Origin of the sequence: Nisaea sediminum (assembly GCF_014904705.1) — a bacterium.
Lineage (GTDB): Bacteria > Pseudomonadota > Alphaproteobacteria > Thalassobaculales > Thalassobaculaceae > Nisaea > Nisaea sediminum.
Window position 1 is genome coordinate 191,268 of record NZ_JACZCQ010000006.1, and the last position, 17,189, is coordinate 208,456.

The following is a 17,189-nucleotide window of genomic DNA, read 5'->3' on the forward strand; positions in this document are numbered from 1 at the left end:
CTGCAATTTTTTTGACGCCTGCACTGGATGCGCGCGCACGGGATCCTATTGGAGGGAGTCTATGACTGTCACACAGAACGTGCCCGATCCAAAATGGATCAAGGAGTGCCTGAAAGAAGCGGCGGACACGCTGCGCCGACTGCCCCGGGCCTATGCGAAGCCGCGTCTGACGGGTTGGCCGGACGTCGTCCGGAACAGCTTGGCGCATGGATCCGCGCCCGGCCGCACAAGACCCGCCGCCCCCAGTCCGGCGGCGATCGACCGGCTCGACGAGAGTCTCCACTGGATGTTTGCCTGCAGTCCCGAGCAGCGCAAGATCGTCTGGGCGCGCGCCTGCGGCATACCATGGCGAAAACTGGAGGATATCGACGGGCGCAGCCACGTCACCCTGCGCCGGATCGAGGACCAGGGCCTCACGGCCATCCGTGAACGACTTCGAAGCGCGCCGGCCAAACCGGGATTTTTCACGCCTGAATGATCGGTTTTTTCCGATCATTTGTATAATCAACCATATGAAATTGCGGAATATTTCCAGATAGAGCACGAGACTGCATACTAAATTACGAAAATCTATCGGAAAAAACCGCTTTACAAACTTTATAAAATCGGCTAAATACTATCCTACAGTCGGCGCTCTGCGGGACCACTCCCGGGAGCGCTTTTTTTATGGGTGAAAAACATGGCCGAATCCGCGCTCCGATCCCGCAAGAAGCGGCTCTTCCTGAAGGCCCTTTCGGAAACCGGCAATGTCAGCGAAGCGGCCCGCAAGGCACGTATCGCCCGCAGTCACGCCTACCAGATCCGCAGGCAGGATTCCGAATTCGCCGAGGCCTGGGACGACGCCCTCGATACCGCTGTCGACCTGCTCGAGGCGGAAGCCCGCAACCGGGCGGTCGACGGCATCGAGCAGCCCCGTTTCCATCAGGGAAAGATCTGCGGAACGGTCCGCAAATATTCGGACTCGCTCCTGATGTTCCTGCTCCGGGCGCACAGACCCGAAACCTTCAGGGAGGGACGCGATGCCGGAACCGACGATCTCGAACGCAAGCTCGAAGGCGCAAAGCAGCAGCTCGCGGCCCGGCTCGAGGCCGTCGCTCGGCAGTCTGACGGCTCTGGAACGGACCCGGATCCTGAATGAGATCTCCGACGAGGAAGCCGCGATCCTGCTCTATGACTGGCTCTTTTGGGCACGGGAGAAGCAGCTCCCGCCCGCGCCGCCCTGGCGGGTCTGGCTGATCCTTGCCGGTCGCGGTTTCGGCAAGACGCGCACCGGTGCCGAATGGGTCCGCGCCGGCGCCGAGTCGGGCGCGCGCCGACGCATCGCCGTCATCGGCGCCACGGCCGGCGACGTCCGGGACGTGATGATCGAGGGCGAAAGCGGCCTGCTGGCGATCGCCCCGCCCTGGAGGCGGCCGCACTACGAACCGTCGAAGCGCAGACTCACATGGCCGTCCGGCTGCATCGCGACGCTGCTGTCCGCCGACGACCCTGATCAGGTTCGGGGACACCAGTTCGACGCCGCCTGGGCGGACGAGATCGCGGCCTGGCCGCGCCCCGAAGCCTGGGACAATCTGATGATGGCCCTCCGCCTCGGACAGGCGCCGCAATGTGTCGCGACCACGACGCCGCGCCCGAAGGCATGGCTGAAACGCATCATGGACGCTGCGGACACGGTTCTGACCCGAGGCCGCAGCACCGAGAACCGCTTCAACCTCGCGCCCGGCTTCCTGGCCGCGATGGAACAGGCCTATGGCGGCACAAGGCTCGGGCGCCAGGAGCTCGACGGAGAATTCCTCGCCGACATTCCAGGCGCGCTCTGGCAGCGCGACGGGATCGAGCAGGCCCGGATCGCTCCGGCGGACGCGCCCGAGTTCGCCCGCATCGTTGTCGCCATCGACCCGGCCGCGAGCCACCATGCCGCCTCGAACGAGACCGGGATCGTGGTCGCGGCCCGCGCCGGGGAGACCGGATACGTTCTGGAGGATCTGTCGGGACGCCGCGCGCCCGCCGACTGGGCGGCCGTCGCACTCGACGCCTTTCGCCGCCACCGCGCCGACCGCATCGTGGCCGAGGTCAATCAGGGTGGAGACATGGTGGAGCAGATACTGCGCAGCATCGACCCGTCGGCCCCGCTGCGCCTCGTCAGGGCGAGCCGCGGCAAGCAGCTCCGGGCCGAGCCGGTCGCGGCGCTCTACGAACAGGGGCGCGTCAAACATCTCGGCCGCTTCGATGCGCTGGAAGACCAGATGTGCGGCTTTACCGGCGCACGGGAGAGCGGATCCTCGCCCGACCGGCTGGACGCGCTGGTCTGGGCGCTGAGCGACCTTCTTCTGAACCGGAACAGAACCCGCACGGAGCAGTTCCTGATCTGAGCGACAGGAGCCGGCGGTGATCGTCCGGGAACAATGGCCGGGACCAATGGAAGGGGATGAGAGATGAGTGTGATCGCATGCCTCGACGCACCCGTCGGGCCCGGGATTGGCCAGCCGCACGACATCGCTCTTGTCCAGGCTCTGCTCGGACAGATCTGCGATCCGGCTGGCCATGCTTACTGGGCAGGCCCGGTCGACGGTCTCGCTACCGACGAACTGGCCGACGTCATCAGCCGGTTCCAGGAGGATTTCGACCTTCTGGAGGAGTCGCTCGGCGATATCCGCGCCATGATCGATCCGGCCTCGGTGACTTTCCAGTGCCTGCGCGAAGCCGCACCGCCGGCCCTCGCCGGGCTGCGCGCCGTGGCCGGTACCGCCACGCTTTATATCCCACCACGCGGCGGGATGCGGGTGCTCTGCGCGTTGACCGCGAAACTGCGCACGCTGGGCTTCGCCGGCGATATGGCGCTCGGCCGCAACCTGGCCGTTCTGGCCGAGCGGGTGTTCGACCGTCACCGCTTCGTCGTCCGTTTTCCAGCGCCCCAGCGGGATCGCCCGGTGCCGGCGCATCCGGAGCGCGTACGGGTTCATCTGCACGGCCTCAAATGGATGAACACGGATGGCCGTCTCACCTCTTCGGAAGTCGCCGGAGAGTCCATTCCAGGGCCGATCCTGACCCTGATTTCGACGGAGGCCGGCCGTTTCGCCGAACTCGTGCCCGAACAGTTCGAGATCGCCGGCCGTCACGAGCTCTGGCTCCGCCATGACGGCCGATGACGAAGACTGCCCCGATCCCGAAACGCGGAAGGTGAGATGATGAGTGCCGATGTCGCGACCCCGAATGCCGCCTACCGCGAGATGGCCGCCGACTGGGAACTGATTCACGACCTGCTCGGCGGGACCCGGGTGATGCGCCTGCGCGGCGAGAAATGGCTGCCGCGGGAACCCGGCGAGAGCCGCGAGGCCTATGCCATCAGGCTCGGCCGGAGCGTGCTCTTCAACGGATTGCAGCGCACCCTGCAGACCTTGGTCGGCAAGCCGTTCCACCGGCCGGCGAGCCTTGCCGGCGGACCAGCAACGGCAATGACTGCGCTGGCCGGCGATGTCGATCTCGGCGGCCGCAATCTGACGGTCTTTGCCCGCGACGTTCTGCAGGCCGCGCTGACCGACGGCCTGACGCATATTCTCGTCGACCATCCGCGCCTCGGCGACGACGGCGGCGATGCGGCGAGGCCCTATCTCGTCCATGTTCCGGCGCCGGACCTGATCGGCTGGCGCGGGCAGGAGAACGGGGTCGGCAGCCAGCTCACCCGGGTCCGCATCCGGGAGAGCGTCAACGAGCGTTCCGGCGCCTGGGAGGACCGGACCCGGCAGCAGATCAGGGTGTTGTTCCCCGGCCGCTACGAGATCTGGCGCCGCGGCGGCGAGGACGGCGACGGTCCCTGGCGCCGGACGGAGAGCGGCGACAGCAGTCTCGGCTGCATTCCGCTGGTCACCATCTATGCCAGCCGCACCGGCTTCTTGACCGCCCGCCCGCCGCTGATGGATCTCGCCTGGCTCAATCTCGCCCACTGGCAATCGGCGAGCGACCAGCGCCATATCCTGCATGTCGCGCGGGTCCCGATCCTCTTCGGACGCAACCTTACCCTGCCGGAAGACGGTCTCGAACTCGGTCCGAACCGGATCGTGACCGGAGACGGGGATGGCGCCGACCTGCGTTTCGTCGAGCATAGCGGCGCGGCGATCGCGGCCGGTCGGCAGGATCTGATCGATCTGGAGGACCGCATGGCCGTCATGGGGCTCGACCTGATGACACGGCGCAGCGGCGCCGGCGCGACCACCGCCACGGCCCGCGCCATCGATGCCGCCGAGAACAGCACGGCGCTGCTGTCCCTGATCCGCGCCGTGGAGGACGGGTTGACCCTCGCTTTCGGCTATATGGCGGACTGGCTCGATATTCCGCGAGACGAGGCGGGGCGGGTCGAACTGCACCAGAAGGACGCGTCGGACCTGCAGTCGCCGGAGACGATCTGATTTTCCTCGTCTGACGGATTGCGGGCGCAACATTCCGGCGTTACAGCTCTTTACCGATTGATAACTTTGATCGCGTAAGTGTGGGGCGATTCAGAGGAGAGACGCTTTGCCCAGGTTCATGAAAACGCCTTACAGCATCGAGTCCAAGCGCACGGCCAATGCGGTCGTGAAAAAAGGCACGAACGCGAATGCCAACGCTGTCGTCGCCGCTGCCGAGGTGGATCTCTCGGAAGTGATGGAGGCGATCCGCAACCTGGAGCGCAAGATCGACGGGCGTGCGCCGGTCGATCCCGATGCGATCGCCTCCGTGCAGGACAAGAAGATCGAGGAGATCCGGACAGAGATCGCCGACATCGCCGGCCGTATCGCCGCGACCAAGGTCGAGATCGCGGCGCTGCGCCACCCGCTCTCCAACGACGACAAGTTCGAGGCCGCCTCCGCCGAGCTGAGCCAGATCGTGCGCCAGACGGAAAGCGCGACCGAAGGCATCATGTCGAATGCCGAGAAGATTGAGGAAGTCATCGCGGACCTGATGTCGGTGACCAAGGACGAGTACGCGAACTCGCGGCTCGGCGAGATCGCCGACTTCATCACCGCGATCTACGAATCCTGTAACTTCCAGGACCTCACCGGCCAGCGCATCACCAAGGTGATCAAGGTCCTCAACTACATCGAGGAACGCGTCGACGCGATGATGGAAACGTGGGACATCCGCGAATTCCAGACCATGCCGCTGCCGAAAGACATCACCCGCAAGGACGAGGATCTCACGCTCAGCGGGCCAATGCAGGAAGGCGAGGCCATCTCGCAGGACGAAATCGACGCCATGTTCGACTGACCGCCATTCCACATCAACGGATACCGATACGCCCCGCCCAGCGGGGCGTTTTTCGTTTCAGACCTCTTTCACCAGCTGGAGCCAGCCATGCCCCTGCCCGCCGTGACCGAATCCCTTGACGCCGTCCCGGAGGCGGCACGCGCCTTCTACGTTGAAACCGAGGGTGGCGGCTTTCGCCTCGATGCCGAAGGTGTCGAGGATGTGAGCGGCCTCAAGTCCGCGCTCGAGAAGGAGCGCGCCGCGCGCAAGGAGCTGAAGGCCGAACTGGATAGCCGCGGCGAGGCCGGGCCGGACGAGGCCCGTGGCAAGCTGGAAGCGGCGCTGGTCGCGGCCGAGGCGCGAGCCGCGATCCATGCCGAGCACGGCATCGCCGAACTGCTGCTACCGGTGGTGGTGCCGCGTCTGATGCTCACCGAGAGCGAGGCCGGCTATACCGTCGCGGTGCGCGGCGACGACGGCGAGCCGGTTCGAAATGCCGAGGACGGCATACTCCTCACGCCGCGCGCCTTCGTGCAGTCCCTGCAGGCCAGCAAGACCTATGGCCGAGCTTTCGAGATCCCGGCCAAGGGCGGCAGCGGCGCCCCGAGCCTCGGACAGGCGGGCGCGCCGGAAACGGTGATCGCGCTCAACGACCAGAACGCGCTCGACCGCAATATCGCGGCGATCGCCAGCGGCCGGGTGCGGGTTACCGGCTAGAACGCTCTCAAATTCAGAACTGACCCAACCGGCGGCCGGGACGGCCGGCGGCGTTTCGTGCTGCGCGCGGGCCGGGCGGCGCGGACCTCCAATCCCTTCATGCAATTCGAGGAGTTTCCGAAATGGCGAATGCCATGACCGAAATCATGCCGAAGATCCTGGCCCGCGGCCTTCTGGCGCTGCGCGAGCAGGCGATCCTGCCGCGCCTGGTGAATGCGGATTATTCCAACGACGCGGCGCGCAAGGGCGACACGGTCGACGTGCCGCTGCCGAGCGCCATCGCCGCGACCGACGTCACCCCCTCCGCAGCCGCCCCGCAGCCGGGCGACACCACGATCTCCAAGGTGCAGATCCCGCTCGATAACTGGAAGAAGGCGGGCTTCTTCATGACCGACCGCGAGGTGATGGAGATCGACCGCAACGAGAGCTTCGTGCCGATGCAGATGAGCGAGGCGATCCGGGCTCTGGCCAATGCGGTGAACGCCTCCGTGCATGCCGAGTACAAGGGCATCTACGGCCTGGTCGGCACGGCGGGCACCACGCCCTTCGGCGCGGATGTCACAGACGCCACCTCGGCGCGCAAACTGCTGAACAAGCAGCTCGCCCCGCGCGGCGACCGGCGGGCCGTGCTCGACTATGACGCCGAAGCCAATGCCCTCGCGCTCTCCCCCTTCTCCGACGCGGAGAAGGTCGGCTCGGCCTCGGTGAAGATCGAGGGCGAGATCGGCCGCAAATTCGGGATCGACTGGTTCGCCGACGACGGGGTTCTGACCCACAGCGCCGGCAGCGCAAGCGACGACGGCAGCTTCACCATTACCGCGAACGCGGCGAGCGTGGGCGCGGTGAGCGTGGCGCTGAAATCCAACACCGGCAGCCCGGAGCTCAAGGCGGGCGACGTGATCAGCTTCGCCGGACACGGGCAGACCTACGCGGTCCTCTCCGACGCGACGCTCGACGGAACCGGCGTCACGGTCGCGCTCGTCCCGGCGCTGAAATCCAATGTCGCGACCGACGCGGCGGTGACGGTGGTCAAGAGCCACGTCGTCAACATGGCCTTTCACCGCGACGCCTTCGCGCTCGCCATGCGGCCGCTCAGCGCCGGCACCCAGGATCTCTCGCTCGGCAACCAGATCCTCTCGATGACCGACGCGGAGACCGGGATCTCGCTCCGGCTCGAGATCTCGCGCCAGTACAAGCAGACGGTCTGGGAATTCGATGTCCTCTGGGGCGTCAAGCTGGTGCGCCCGGAGCTCGCGGTCCGCATCGCCGGATAGAGCCTTCCTCGCCCGCCTGGCCCGGGCCTCCCTCGCCCCTCTCCGGGAGGTCCGGGCCGCATTTTTCGCATCCGATTTACCGACGAGGCCGCGCCATGTCCGAGCCCGAACCCGACCTGCTGCCGACCGTGACCCTGCAGCACCGCTACGGCGAGCAACGCATTCTGGCGAACCGGGCGGATTACATCCGCGGCAAGGACGGCCGGTTCCGCAACTGGTTGCTCGCGGACGACGATCCCGAACTCCGGCCGCCGCCCTGCCGTGCCATCGCCGAAACAATCCCCGATCCGGCACCGGCACCGGCGCAGGCAAAGCGATTGAACCGCCGGCACCGCCGCGGGAGGCGGAAATGAGCCTTACCGTCGGCGAAGACAGCTATCTCTCGCTCGGCGACGCGGACGCCTATTTCGCGGCGCGCAACGTCGCCGGCTGGTCCGGCGCGCCGAGCGTCGCGCGGGAGGCCGCCCTCCTGCAGGCGAGCGCCTATATCGACGGCAGTTACAGTTTCCGAGGCCGCATCGCCGATCCGGGGCAGGCGCTTTCCTGGCCCCGCACCGGCGCGACTGACCGCGAGGGGCGTCCCCTCTCCGGCATCCCGCGCCGGATCGAACACGCCACCGCCGAGCTCGCGCTGATCGCGCTTGCCGGCGACCTGCTTCCGCCGCTCGAGCGCGGCGGCAAGGTGGCGCGCGAGAAGGTCGGACCGGTCGAGGTCGAGTATCTGCCCGACGCCGGGCCCGGTCGGACCTATCCGCTGATCGACCTGCTGCTGAAGCCGCTGCTGCGCTCGGCCGCGAACCATGAGGTGAAACGCGCATGACGGCAACCGGCTCCACGCTTTCCGGCACCGCGGCGCGGCTGATCGCCCGCTACGGCACGCCGATGACGCTCGGCAAGACAGCCGCCCCGTCCTACGATCCCGCGACCGGCACGGTTACGGGAACGCCATCGGAGCATGAGGTCCCCGGCATTGTCGAAAGCATCGAGGCCGCCTTCGTCGGCGGCTTGGTGCAGAGCGGCGACTTGCTGATCACGCTCTCGGGAGCCGGCCTCGGGGAGGTGCGTCCGGCACCGGGCGACCGGCTGCGCATCGACGGGCGCTGGCACGACATAGTCGACGTCACCACCGTCTCCGCCGGTGCCGCGCCGCTGCTTTTCCGGCTGATCGTGCGCCGCTGATTTCCAGATATCGAACGGAACCTGCCCCATGTCCTTCACCGGCGCCCGGCGCGCGGTCGAAAGCTTCTTCGCGGCCAACTGGACGGAGACGCCGATCGCCTTCGAGAATGTGGTCTTCACGCCGCCCGAGGACGGGTGCTGGGTGAAGCTGATGATCCTGAACGAGCAGTCGGAACAGGCCGCGCTCGGCCGTCCCCAGCTGCGCCGCTACCGCGGCCGGATCCTGGTCTACTGCTTCGCACCCATTGGCGGCGGGGCGCAGGCGGCGACCGCGCTCGCCGATATGGCGGCGTCTCTCTTCGACGGCGCTCTGATCGCGGGCCACGTGCTGCTGCCGCCCGAACTTGCCGAGGACGAGGAGATCGACGGCGCCTACCGGGCGCGGGTCGCGATCCCGTTCTGGCGCGACGAACTCGTCTGATCCCACCCCACTCGCATAACCATTTCTGGCCAAAGGAGACTATCGATGGCGGATTCGAGCCGCACGGAACTCGCCTATGTGAAGGAGCCGCTCTGGGGCACGACCCCGGCGGCGGCCCTCACCCGGCTGCGCTTCACCGGCGAGAGCCTCGGATACACGATCGCGACGACCAGCTCGTCCGAGGTCCGCGCGGACCGCCAGGTCCCGGACCTGATCCAGACCGGCGCCAGCGCCGCCGGATCGGTCAATCTGGAGCTGTCCTACGGCGCCTACGACACGCTGATCGAAAGCGCGCTGTTCTCGGCCTGGAGCACGCCGGTCGCGGTCTCGATTGCCGACGACATCGCGGCGAGCAACGCATCCTCAGCCTTCACCAGTACGAGCACCGATTTCACCGCCGCCGGGATCCAGACCGGCCAGTGGGTGAAGGTCGGCGGCTTCGCGGCGAACAGCGGGGAGAATAACGGCCTCTACCGGGTGACCGGCATCGCCGCGAACAGCCTCTCCGTCTCGCCCGCTCCGGCGAGCGACGAGGGCGCGGCAGGGCTGTCCGTCACGATCGGCGGTTCGATGATCCGCAACGGGGTCTCCGAAACCTCGCTCACCCTCGAGAAGGCCTTCACCGATATCGGCCAGTACATCGCCTTCACCGGGATGGTGGCCGACAGCATGGACCTGCAGATCCAGACAGGGCGCGTGCTCACCGGCAGCTTCGGCTTCATGGGAGCGAAGGCCGCCATCGCCGGCACGACCGTCGGCAGCGGCCCCGCCGTGCCGGCGCTGAGCAACCCGGTGCTGAACGCCGTCAACAATATCGGCCAGGTGATGGAAGGCGGCGCCGCGCTCTCCGGTGTCTTCCTCCAGTCGCTTTCGATCTCGCTCGCCAACGGGCTGCGCGGGATCGGCGCGGTCGGCGCGCTCGGCAATGTCGATATCGGCAGCGGGCGCTGCCAGGTGACGGGCCGGGCCAGCTTCTATTTCGCCGACGGCGCACTCTACGAAAAATACCTGAACGGTACCGCCACCAGTCTCTCCTTCCGGGTCACGGACGCGGACGGCAACGCCTATGTCTTCACGCTGCCGAAGGTGCGGCTCACCCGCGGCTCGATCGCCGCCGGCGGTCCCGACCAGGACGTGATGGCGGACTTCCAGTTCCAGGCGGTGCGCGATCCCGCGAGCGGCGCGACCCTCCAGATCGACCGTCTTGCCGCCTGATTTTCAGGCCCTCTCAGAACAGGAAGAAACACATGGATCTTTGCAGGTTCAAATCCAACCGGACCGCCGAGGACGACGGTGTCTGGGTCGCGCTCGACGGCGGCGAGGCGGGCGGCGGCGCGTCCGTCAAGCTCGCCCGCATCGGCAACCGGCGTTACCGAGAGGCGATGCAGCGGCGCATGAAGCCCTACCGCCGGGCGCTGCGCGCCGGGACGCTGGAGGAGGTGACGGCCGAACGCGTCACCGCCGAGGTTCTGGCCGAGACCGTGCTGCTCGACTGGCGCGATCTCGAACTTGACGGCAAGGCGCTCGCCTATTCGCCGGACCACGCCCGCGAGCTGCTGCTCGACCCGGCATTGCGCGATTTCCGCGACCTCATCGTCGAGATGGCGAGCGACATCGAGCTCTATCGCCAGCAGGAACAGGAGGAGGCGGAAAAAAACTTGCCGCCTTCGTCCGCTGGCACGTCGCCTGGGGCGAGAGCGAAGAGTTCCTGATCGCCCTCGCCGGGCGGGACGGCGCGATCCCGCCCGCGCTGGCGGAGAAGCCGGACCTGTTTCCCGACCTCGAGGAGACCGCCCGCGCCTTCACCCTGCTCGCCCGAGGCCGGCCGCTGATCGTCACCCCCGTCGGAGCGGCGGAGGCGCCGATCCCCCTGACCGAGATCGCGGCCTATTGCGCGCTCTTCGGAGAGCGGGAACCGGAACGTTTCGTCGCCCTGCTTCGCGCCATGGACGAAGCCTATCTCGCCGCCCGCGCCGAACGTCTGTCCACATCTTCCAGCAAGGACTGAACCGCCATGCCGATCCGCCAGCTTCCCTCGGACAGCGCCGCCCCCAGTGTCTACGCGCTGATGGAGGCCCTCGACCTCCTGCCGGAGGTTCTGCAACGGGCGGAGTCCGCGTTCGATAGCCTCGCCGCGAGCGCCGCCGACATGGTCGAGCGGATCGGGGCGGCCGCCATCGGCCTCGACCGGTTTCCGGGCCCGTCCTCCACCGACACGCTCGCCAACCCGGTCCTGCATGAGACCGCGTTCGACCGCCTTCAGACCGAAGCGCTCGCGACCGGCGCCGAACGCATAGGGCAGGAGCAGCGCATCACCGAAGCCCTGCGGGACCAGGCCGAGGCGACCGAAACGCTCGCCCTCGGTCAGGAACGCGCCGCGCGGCGGAGCGGCCTCGCCTGGGAGCGGCTTTCGGACGACATCGTCGGCGATTTCGACACCGCCTTCGCCGACATCGCCGGTACCGGGGCGGACACCTTCTCCGGGCTCTGGAACGAGTTGGCCTATGGACTGACCCAGGCGGTCTCCCGACTCGACTGGGACGGGATCGCCGGCAAGGGCGCCGGGCAGATCGCGTCGATCGCGGGCAGCCTGTTTTCCTCCTTCGGTGGCGGCGGAAGCTCCGGCATCCTCGGCATCGGGACATCCCTGCTCTCCAGCTTCCTGCCGATCGGCGGCGGCGCCGGGTTCGGCGCAGCGGGTTTCGGCGGCAGCCTGACGGGGCTCCTTGGCAGCGCCGGCAGCATCCTTCCCATCGGGGCGATCGCCACCGCCGCCGTGGCGGGCCTCGGCGAACTGTTCAAGGACGAGGACTACCCGTTCGCCAAGGCGGTGATCGGCATCGAGAGCGGCCGGGCAACGGCCGAGAGCTCTCTCGAACTCGACGGCGGCCCGCTCGACGAGATCCTGAACCTGCAGGACCGGGTGATCGAAACCCTCGACGCCATGACCAGCCGGATCGGCGCCGCCTTCTCGGGCAGTGCCGCGAATTTCCTGCAGATCGGCTATGCCAGCGGCCGCAAGTCCTCGCTTCCGACCGGCTATTTCGTCGCCGGTCTCGACAGCAGCGGCGACTTCGCCAGCGGCGCCGATCTGACCGGCATCGAGGACGAGGAAGAACTCATCGCACGGGCCGTCGAGCTGTCGCTCGCAAAGGCCCTTCGCGACAACACCCTGACCGGTCTCTCCGGCGATCCGGAAACCGACACCAGAGCCCGCAAGACCTTTTCCGACGGTCTGACACGGCTGCTCGCAGCGCCGTTCGAGGATCTCGAAAGCTCGCTCCGCCGGATCGACTTCCTCGCCAGCTTCGAGGAGACCGTTGCGCTCTATCGCGACGGCGCCGAGAGCCTCGACGCCTATAACCGGTCGCTCGAGGCGCAGCTATCCGCCCTGGGAGACGACGGGCGCGCCGCAGCCACGGCGGCGTTCGAGCCGATCCGCCTGTTCTTCGAGGACGCGAAGCTGCTCTTCGGTCCCGGCGACGGGCAGCAGACGGCCGACGTCACGCGCCTGACCCAGGCCGGACGCGCGATCCGCGGCATGGTCTCCGACCTGCTGGGCACCCTCTCGCTTTCCGGTCCGGAACCGGCGCTGGAAGGCTTCGCGCTGCTCTACGAGCAGCAGCGCGCCCAGATCGCCGCTCTGGTTCCGAGCCTCGAAGCCCTCAATGCCGAACTCGCGGCCCTCGGGCTCGGGACCATCGACGTGACGGCGGCGATCGACACGGCCAACGAACGGCTCGCCGCCGAGGTGCGCGGGCAGTTCGTCCAGTCCCTCGAGGACGGCCTCTCCCCCGGCCGCGCCGCCGCCCGGCAGGCGCTGGAGGAGCGCGACAGCCTGCTCCGGCAGGCCGAGCAGCTCGGGCTCGGCAACGACCGGAGCGTGCTCGACCGGATTGCCGGGAATCTCTCGCGCAGACTGGACGAGCTCGGCTTCGCGCTCGATGCGAGCGGGAGCCTGGTCGAGACCTTCGCCGAAAGCATCGAGGCCGCGACCGCCGGTCTCGACCGGCAGATCTCGGTGCAAAAGGATACGGTCGACGATTTCGCCCGGCTGGCCGAGAACCTGCGGGCGGCCCGGGACGGTCTCGCCATCGACGGCAGCCTCTCGCCGCATTCCCCGCTGGAGCGGCTGGCACGGGCGCAGACGGCCTTCGCCGCGCTCGCCGCCGCCTCGACGGAGGGCGATCTCGACGCTCGCGCGGAGCTCGCGGCCAGCGCCCGCGACTATCTCGGCGTCGCTCGTGAGGTCCACGCGTCCGGCGAGGCCTATGCGGCAATCTTCGAGGAAGTGGACAGCACGCTCGAGGCCGCCCTCGCCGGCACCGAGACGCAAATCTCGACGGCCGAACGGCAGCTCGACGTGCTGACCCAGATCCGTGACCGGCTGGCCCCCGCCGAAGGGGCCGGCGGTGCGCTGACCTGGCACGAAAGCGGCGGCGGGCAGTATCTCTCCGAGGGCGGTGGACCGGTCGCGGCCGGCTACGATCTCGGCTACCGGCCGGAAATCGCGGTCGCGATCCTGACCGCACTCGACGCCGCCGGACTGCCGCTGCCGAGCGGCTTCGGCGAAGGTCAGCTCGCGCGGCTCCGCCAGGAGAACGCCGCCGTCGACGCCGTGGTCTCGGCCATGGGTTTCGCCGGTGGCGGCATCATGACGGCGGGCGGCCCCGCGAGCGGCGGCATCGCCCTCGAACCGTCGGTCGCGATCTTCGGCGAAGGCAGCCTGCCGGAAGCCTATGTGCCCCTGCCCGACGGCCGAACCATTCCCGTCACTCTCTCGCTTCCGGCGAACGACGCGCCGGACCGGGAAAGCCGCGAGGCGATGCAGCGCCAGCATGCCGACAGCCGCGAGCTGGTGCGGGAGATGAAGCGCCTCAACAGCGAAGTCGCCGCCCTGCGCGACGACAACGAGCGCCTGAGCCGCCTGCTCGGACGCAGCCTGTCGCGGCGAAGCGCCTGAGGAGGGATTGAATGGATGCCTTCGAGAAGCTGATCGCGGACCCGTTCGCGGTCCGGCGATATCTGGCGATCCTCGAGCCGTACGATCCCGCGCTCTCAGCCACGGTTCCGATCTATCTGAGTGATCACGGTTTTGCCACCGAGCCCGAAGACAGTCCCGGGAACAGCTATTTCGACGCGCGACTGCTCTCGGCTCTGAGTTTCGAGCGGCATCTCTACCGCAGCGGCGAACTCGGAGGGAGGTCGGTTCCGGGGTTCGGAACGCTGGACGCCAACAACGCGGATGGCGGCCTCGACCATTGGCGGGATCTCGCCTTCGATGGCCGCCGGGTGCGCCTGTTGCTCGGCGGCAACAAATTCAGGCTCGCGGACTATCGCACCGTGTTCGACGGAACCGCTGAGCGCATCGAGTTCGACGACGACCGGATACGGGTCCATCTGCGTGACCTTCAGGTCCTGTTCGAGCGGCCGCTGCAGGAGAACCTCTATCTCGGCACCGGCGGGACGGAAGGCGACGCCGCGCTCGCGGGACGGGTCAAGCCGCTCTGCTACGGCCGCTGCCTGCATGTACCGGCGATCCTGATCGAAGCGGCGACCCTTACCTATCAGGTCCATGACGGCCCGGTCGACGCAATCGAGGCCGTCTTCGACAGCGGCGTGGCACTCACTTCCGGCACCGCCCCCCCTGCGCCGGCGCAGTATTCGACAAATCTCCCAGCCGGGACATTCCGCCTCGGCAGCGCGCCGGAGGGCCCCGTCACCGCGCATGTCCGCGGCGACGCGAGTTCAGGGGGATATGTCGAGGATGCGGCGAGCCTGATGCTGCGGATCGCTATGCGGGCTCCGGAACTGACCGATATCGACTGGAGCGCCTTTGCGGTTCTGACGATCGCCACGCCGATGGCGACCGGTTTCTTCGCGTCGGAGAAGACGTCCTTGCTCGCCGCGCTCGACGCCATCGCCGAGGCCGCCGGCGCCCATTTCGGCTTCGACCGCAACGGGCGCTTCACGGCCGGACGCCTTTCTGAACCCTCGGCCGAAGCTGAGGAACAGTTCGACGAAAGCGCCATTCTCAGCCTGGAACGGGAGCCTGCCGCACTGCCGCTCTGGCGCCTCAGGCTCGGATACGGACGCTACTGGCGTGCGCTCTCGGAAGGCGAAAGCGCGGCGGGCCTCGATACCGGCACGCGCACCGCACTTGCCGAGACCTATCGCTATGCCGAGGCATCGGACAGCGCCGTCCGCACTCGCCACCGGCTCGCCCGCGATCTGCAGCTGGAAAGCCTGATCGCCTCCGGGACGGACGCGGCAGCCGAGGCCCTCCGGCGCCTCGCTCTTTTTGGCGTGGCGCGCGATCTTTTTCGGGTCCGGGTCAAGACCCGGCCCTACAGCCTCGCGCTCGGAACCACGATCCGGCTCAGCTACCCCCGCCATGGGCTTGCCGAGGGACGGAACCTGGTGCTGGTCGGCCTCTCCGAGGACAGCGCCTTCGACGAAGCGGAACTCATCCTCTGGGGTTAGCGGGACCATGAGCAACATGCTGATCGTGTACCGGAACTATCTCGATGCGGCAGCCCTGACGGGCGAAGACTGGAGCAGCGGCCTGCCACTGGACAATCTCGCCCATCCGCATCCGAGCCGGGTCGCACGGAGCGTCGGCACGGCGAGCGGATGCTGCTGGTTCGAAGCCGATTTCGGCGTGCAGGCCCCAGTCAGCTTCGCTGGCATCCTGAACCACAATCTATCCCAGCGCGGCACCTGGCGGGTCCGGCTGCATAACGGCGACCCGGAGACCCCGGAGCTGGATACCGGGACGGTTCCGATCTGGCCCCGGGTCGTGCCGTTCGGAACCGGTCACTGGGGCGAATTCCAGTGGGGCGGGCATCTCGACACCGAGACCGCCGAAACCTACGGGATCGGCTCCTACGCCATTCTCCCTGCGGCTCGGCGGGTGCGCTACGTCCGCATCGACCTCGACGATCCGGACAATCCGGCTGGCTACCTGCAGGCCGGTCGCGCCTTGCTCGCACCCGCCTGGACTCCCAGCGTGAACCTGCAATACGGCTGGAGCATCGAGCAGGTGGACGAGAGCCGCATAGTGAAGTCGCGCGGCGGACAGGCCTATTTCGAGGCCAAGCCGAAATACCGCCGCCTGCGCTTCCGCATCGAGCATCTCGATATCGACGAGATGCTGGCCAATGCCTACGAACTGGAGCGCCTGAAGGGCACCGGCGGCGACATCCTCGCCATGGTCGACCCCGACGACACGGCGCACCTGCACCGGCGCACGGTCTACGGACGGATCGCCGAGACCACCCCGATCGTGAACGACGTCTTCGAGCGCTATTCCAAGGAATTCGTCATAGAGGAGCTTTACTGATGAGCTGGTCCGCGACCATCGGCGACCGCACCTTCACCGACGCCAATCTCGACGGCAATGCCTATGCCGAGGAGGAGTCCGGCTTCCCGGCCATCGTCCGCGCGATCGCCGAGGAGACGGCGGCATTGAAGGGCGTGGCAGGACTGTCCGCATCGCCCCATGTGCCGGCCACCGGCTCCGTCGCCTTCGCCCTGATGGCGGCGCCGCCGCCAGCCTGGAAGGTGGGCCATGTTCTGCGCGCCTCCAGCGCGGGCGATCCGAGCCATTTCATGGTCGGCGCGATCACGGCGATCTCCGGGTTGGACGTCACCTTGTCTGTCGGCTTCTCGGGTGGCGCAACCAGCCGTGACGACTGGGTGATCACCTACCCGCTCTTCTCCGCCTTCCTCGAGCTGAGCGGCGGCACGATCGCCGGCGGGCTGAAGATCGACGGGCATTCCCTTCTGCTGAACGCGCCGCCCGGCCAGTATCAATATGTCCGCATGATGCGGAACGACCTGCCGTTCCTCGATTTTGGCCTCGACGACACCCCGCTCTCCGACACCGCGGGCGGAAGTCTCATCTTCCTGCACGCATTCGACAACACCGGCACATGGACCGGCCGCCCGATCGAGATCGACCGGGCAAGCGGAGAAATCCGCACGATGGGCGTCGACCTGCAAGGGTATGCCCTGGCACGCGGCAATCTGCGCGGCACGCGCATGAGCGTCGAGGTGCTCGGATCGCTCGGCACCGAGACCGTGTCGATCAATGCGGATCGGTGGAACGCTTTCACCGCCACTCTGGACGGCAACGCGACATTCGATTTCTCAGCCATCGGAACGGGCTTCGAATATACCCGCAAGCTGCGCCTGACCCAGGGGACAGGCGGCGGTTTCGAACCGGTATGGACGCTCGGCGGCAGTGCCGCGGGCGTGAAACGCATCGGCCTGCAGCCGAACTATGCGGGCCAGACGGCCGGCACGGTCACGCGGGTCACCGCCGAGGTCTGGGACAACGAACTGCGTCTCTGGGAAACGGAAGAGAGCTGAGC

At 67.6% G+C, this 17,189-nt stretch carries 19 protein-coding genes; all 19 read left to right on the top strand.

Going from position 1 to position 17,189, the window contains the following annotated elements; translation table 11 throughout:
* Window positions 1-61: 61 nt before the first annotated feature.
* The 19 genes from IG122_RS12890 (at window position 62) to IG122_RS12975 (ending at window position 17,187) form a co-directional block, all read left to right on the top strand.
* Window positions 62-478 carry a DUF6362 family protein gene (locus IG122_RS12890; protein ID WP_193184124.1) on the top strand — a complete coding sequence of 139 codons (417 nt, stop codon included), beginning with the start codon at window positions 62-64 and terminating at the stop codon, window positions 476-478.
* Between the two features lie 201 nt (window positions 479-679).
* Window positions 680-1,138: a terminase gene (locus tag IG122_RS12895; protein ID WP_193184125.1), complete on the top strand. Its 459-nt coding sequence runs from the start codon at window positions 680-682 to the stop codon at window positions 1,136-1,138.
* On the top strand, window positions 1,020-2,372 hold the full coding sequence (locus tag IG122_RS12900) for a DNA-packaging protein (protein WP_193184127.1): 1,353 nt from the start codon (window positions 1,020-1,022) through the stop codon (window positions 2,370-2,372). Before IG122_RS12895 ends, IG122_RS12900 begins: the two co-directional genes overlap by 119 nt.
* A gap of 63 nt (window positions 2,373-2,435) precedes the next feature.
* The gene (locus IG122_RS12905) at window positions 2,436-3,149 is read left to right on the top strand and encodes a hypothetical protein (protein WP_193184129.1); all 714 of its coding nucleotides are present in this window, start codon (window positions 2,436-2,438) and stop codon (window positions 3,147-3,149) included.
* Window positions 3,150-3,185: 36 nt separating this feature from the next.
* Window positions 3,186-4,406 (top strand): DUF4055 domain-containing protein, encoded by a 1,221-nt coding sequence (locus tag IG122_RS12910; protein ID WP_193184131.1) that lies wholly within the window; start codon window positions 3,186-3,188, stop codon window positions 4,404-4,406.
* 106 nt (window positions 4,407-4,512) lie between these two features.
* Entirely contained in the window at window positions 4,513-5,244 is a 732-nt protein-coding gene (locus IG122_RS12915; protein ID WP_226893552.1) for a protein phosphatase CheZ, read from the top strand.
* 87 nt (window positions 5,245-5,331) lie between these two features.
* Entirely contained in the window at window positions 5,332-5,940 is a 609-nt protein-coding gene (locus tag IG122_RS12920) for a hypothetical protein (protein WP_193184133.1), read from the top strand.
* A gap of 122 nt (window positions 5,941-6,062) precedes the next feature.
* Window positions 6,063-7,214, top strand: coding sequence for a P22 phage major capsid protein family protein (locus tag IG122_RS12925; RefSeq protein WP_193184135.1), 1,152 nt, complete (start codon window positions 6,063-6,065; stop codon window positions 7,212-7,214).
* Between the two features lie 95 nt (window positions 7,215-7,309).
* Window positions 7,310-7,567 carry a hypothetical protein gene (locus IG122_RS12930; protein WP_193184137.1) on the top strand — a complete coding sequence of 86 codons (258 nt, stop codon included), beginning with the start codon at window positions 7,310-7,312 and terminating at the stop codon, window positions 7,565-7,567.
* On the top strand, window positions 7,564-8,034 hold the full coding sequence (locus tag IG122_RS12935; protein WP_193184140.1) for a DnaT-like ssDNA-binding protein: 471 nt from the start codon (window positions 7,564-7,566) through the stop codon (window positions 8,032-8,034). The genes IG122_RS12930 and IG122_RS12935 overlap by 4 nt, the downstream gene beginning before the upstream one ends.
* Window positions 8,031-8,393 carry a hypothetical protein gene (locus IG122_RS12940; RefSeq protein WP_193184142.1) on the top strand — a complete coding sequence of 121 codons (363 nt, stop codon included), beginning with the start codon at window positions 8,031-8,033 and terminating at the stop codon, window positions 8,391-8,393. Before IG122_RS12935 ends, IG122_RS12940 begins: the two co-directional genes overlap by 4 nt.
* A 28-nt stretch (window positions 8,394-8,421) precedes the next feature.
* A complete protein-coding gene (locus IG122_RS12945) occupies window positions 8,422-8,814 on the top strand; it encodes a phage tail terminator-like protein (protein ID WP_193184144.1) in 393 nt (130 codons plus the stop codon).
* A 45-nt stretch (window positions 8,815-8,859) separates the two neighbouring features.
* Window positions 8,860-10,029, top strand: a complete 1,170-nt coding sequence (locus IG122_RS12950) for a phage tail tube protein (RefSeq protein ID WP_193184146.1) — start codon at window positions 8,860-8,862, stop codon at window positions 10,027-10,029.
* A 32-nt stretch (window positions 10,030-10,061) separates the two neighbouring features.
* Entirely contained in the window at window positions 10,062-10,526 is a 465-nt protein-coding gene (locus tag IG122_RS12955) for a hypothetical protein (RefSeq protein ID WP_193184148.1), read from the top strand.
* Window positions 10,527-10,552: 26 nt separating this feature from the next.
* Window positions 10,553-10,822 carry a phage tail assembly chaperone gene (locus IG122_RS24625; RefSeq protein ID WP_449867109.1) on the top strand — a complete coding sequence of 90 codons (270 nt, stop codon included), beginning with the start codon at window positions 10,553-10,555 and terminating at the stop codon, window positions 10,820-10,822.
* A gap of 6 nt (window positions 10,823-10,828) precedes the next feature.
* The gene (locus IG122_RS12960; RefSeq protein WP_193184150.1) at window positions 10,829-13,777 is read left to right on the top strand and encodes a hypothetical protein; all 2,949 of its coding nucleotides are present in this window, start codon (window positions 10,829-10,831) and stop codon (window positions 13,775-13,777) included.
* Between the two features lie 11 nt (window positions 13,778-13,788).
* Window positions 13,789-15,297, top strand: a complete 1,509-nt coding sequence (locus IG122_RS12965) for a hypothetical protein (protein ID WP_193184152.1) — start codon at window positions 13,789-13,791, stop codon at window positions 15,295-15,297.
* A gap of 7 nt (window positions 15,298-15,304) precedes the next feature.
* Window positions 15,305-16,156, top strand: coding sequence for a hypothetical protein (locus tag IG122_RS12970; RefSeq protein ID WP_193184154.1), 852 nt, complete (start codon window positions 15,305-15,307; stop codon window positions 16,154-16,156).
* Window positions 16,156-17,187 carry a hypothetical protein gene (locus IG122_RS12975; protein ID WP_193184156.1) on the top strand — a complete coding sequence of 344 codons (1,032 nt, stop codon included), beginning with the start codon at window positions 16,156-16,158 and terminating at the stop codon, window positions 17,185-17,187. Before IG122_RS12970 ends, IG122_RS12975 begins: the two co-directional genes overlap by 1 nt.
* The last annotated feature ends 2 nt before the right edge of the window (window positions 17,188-17,189 follow it).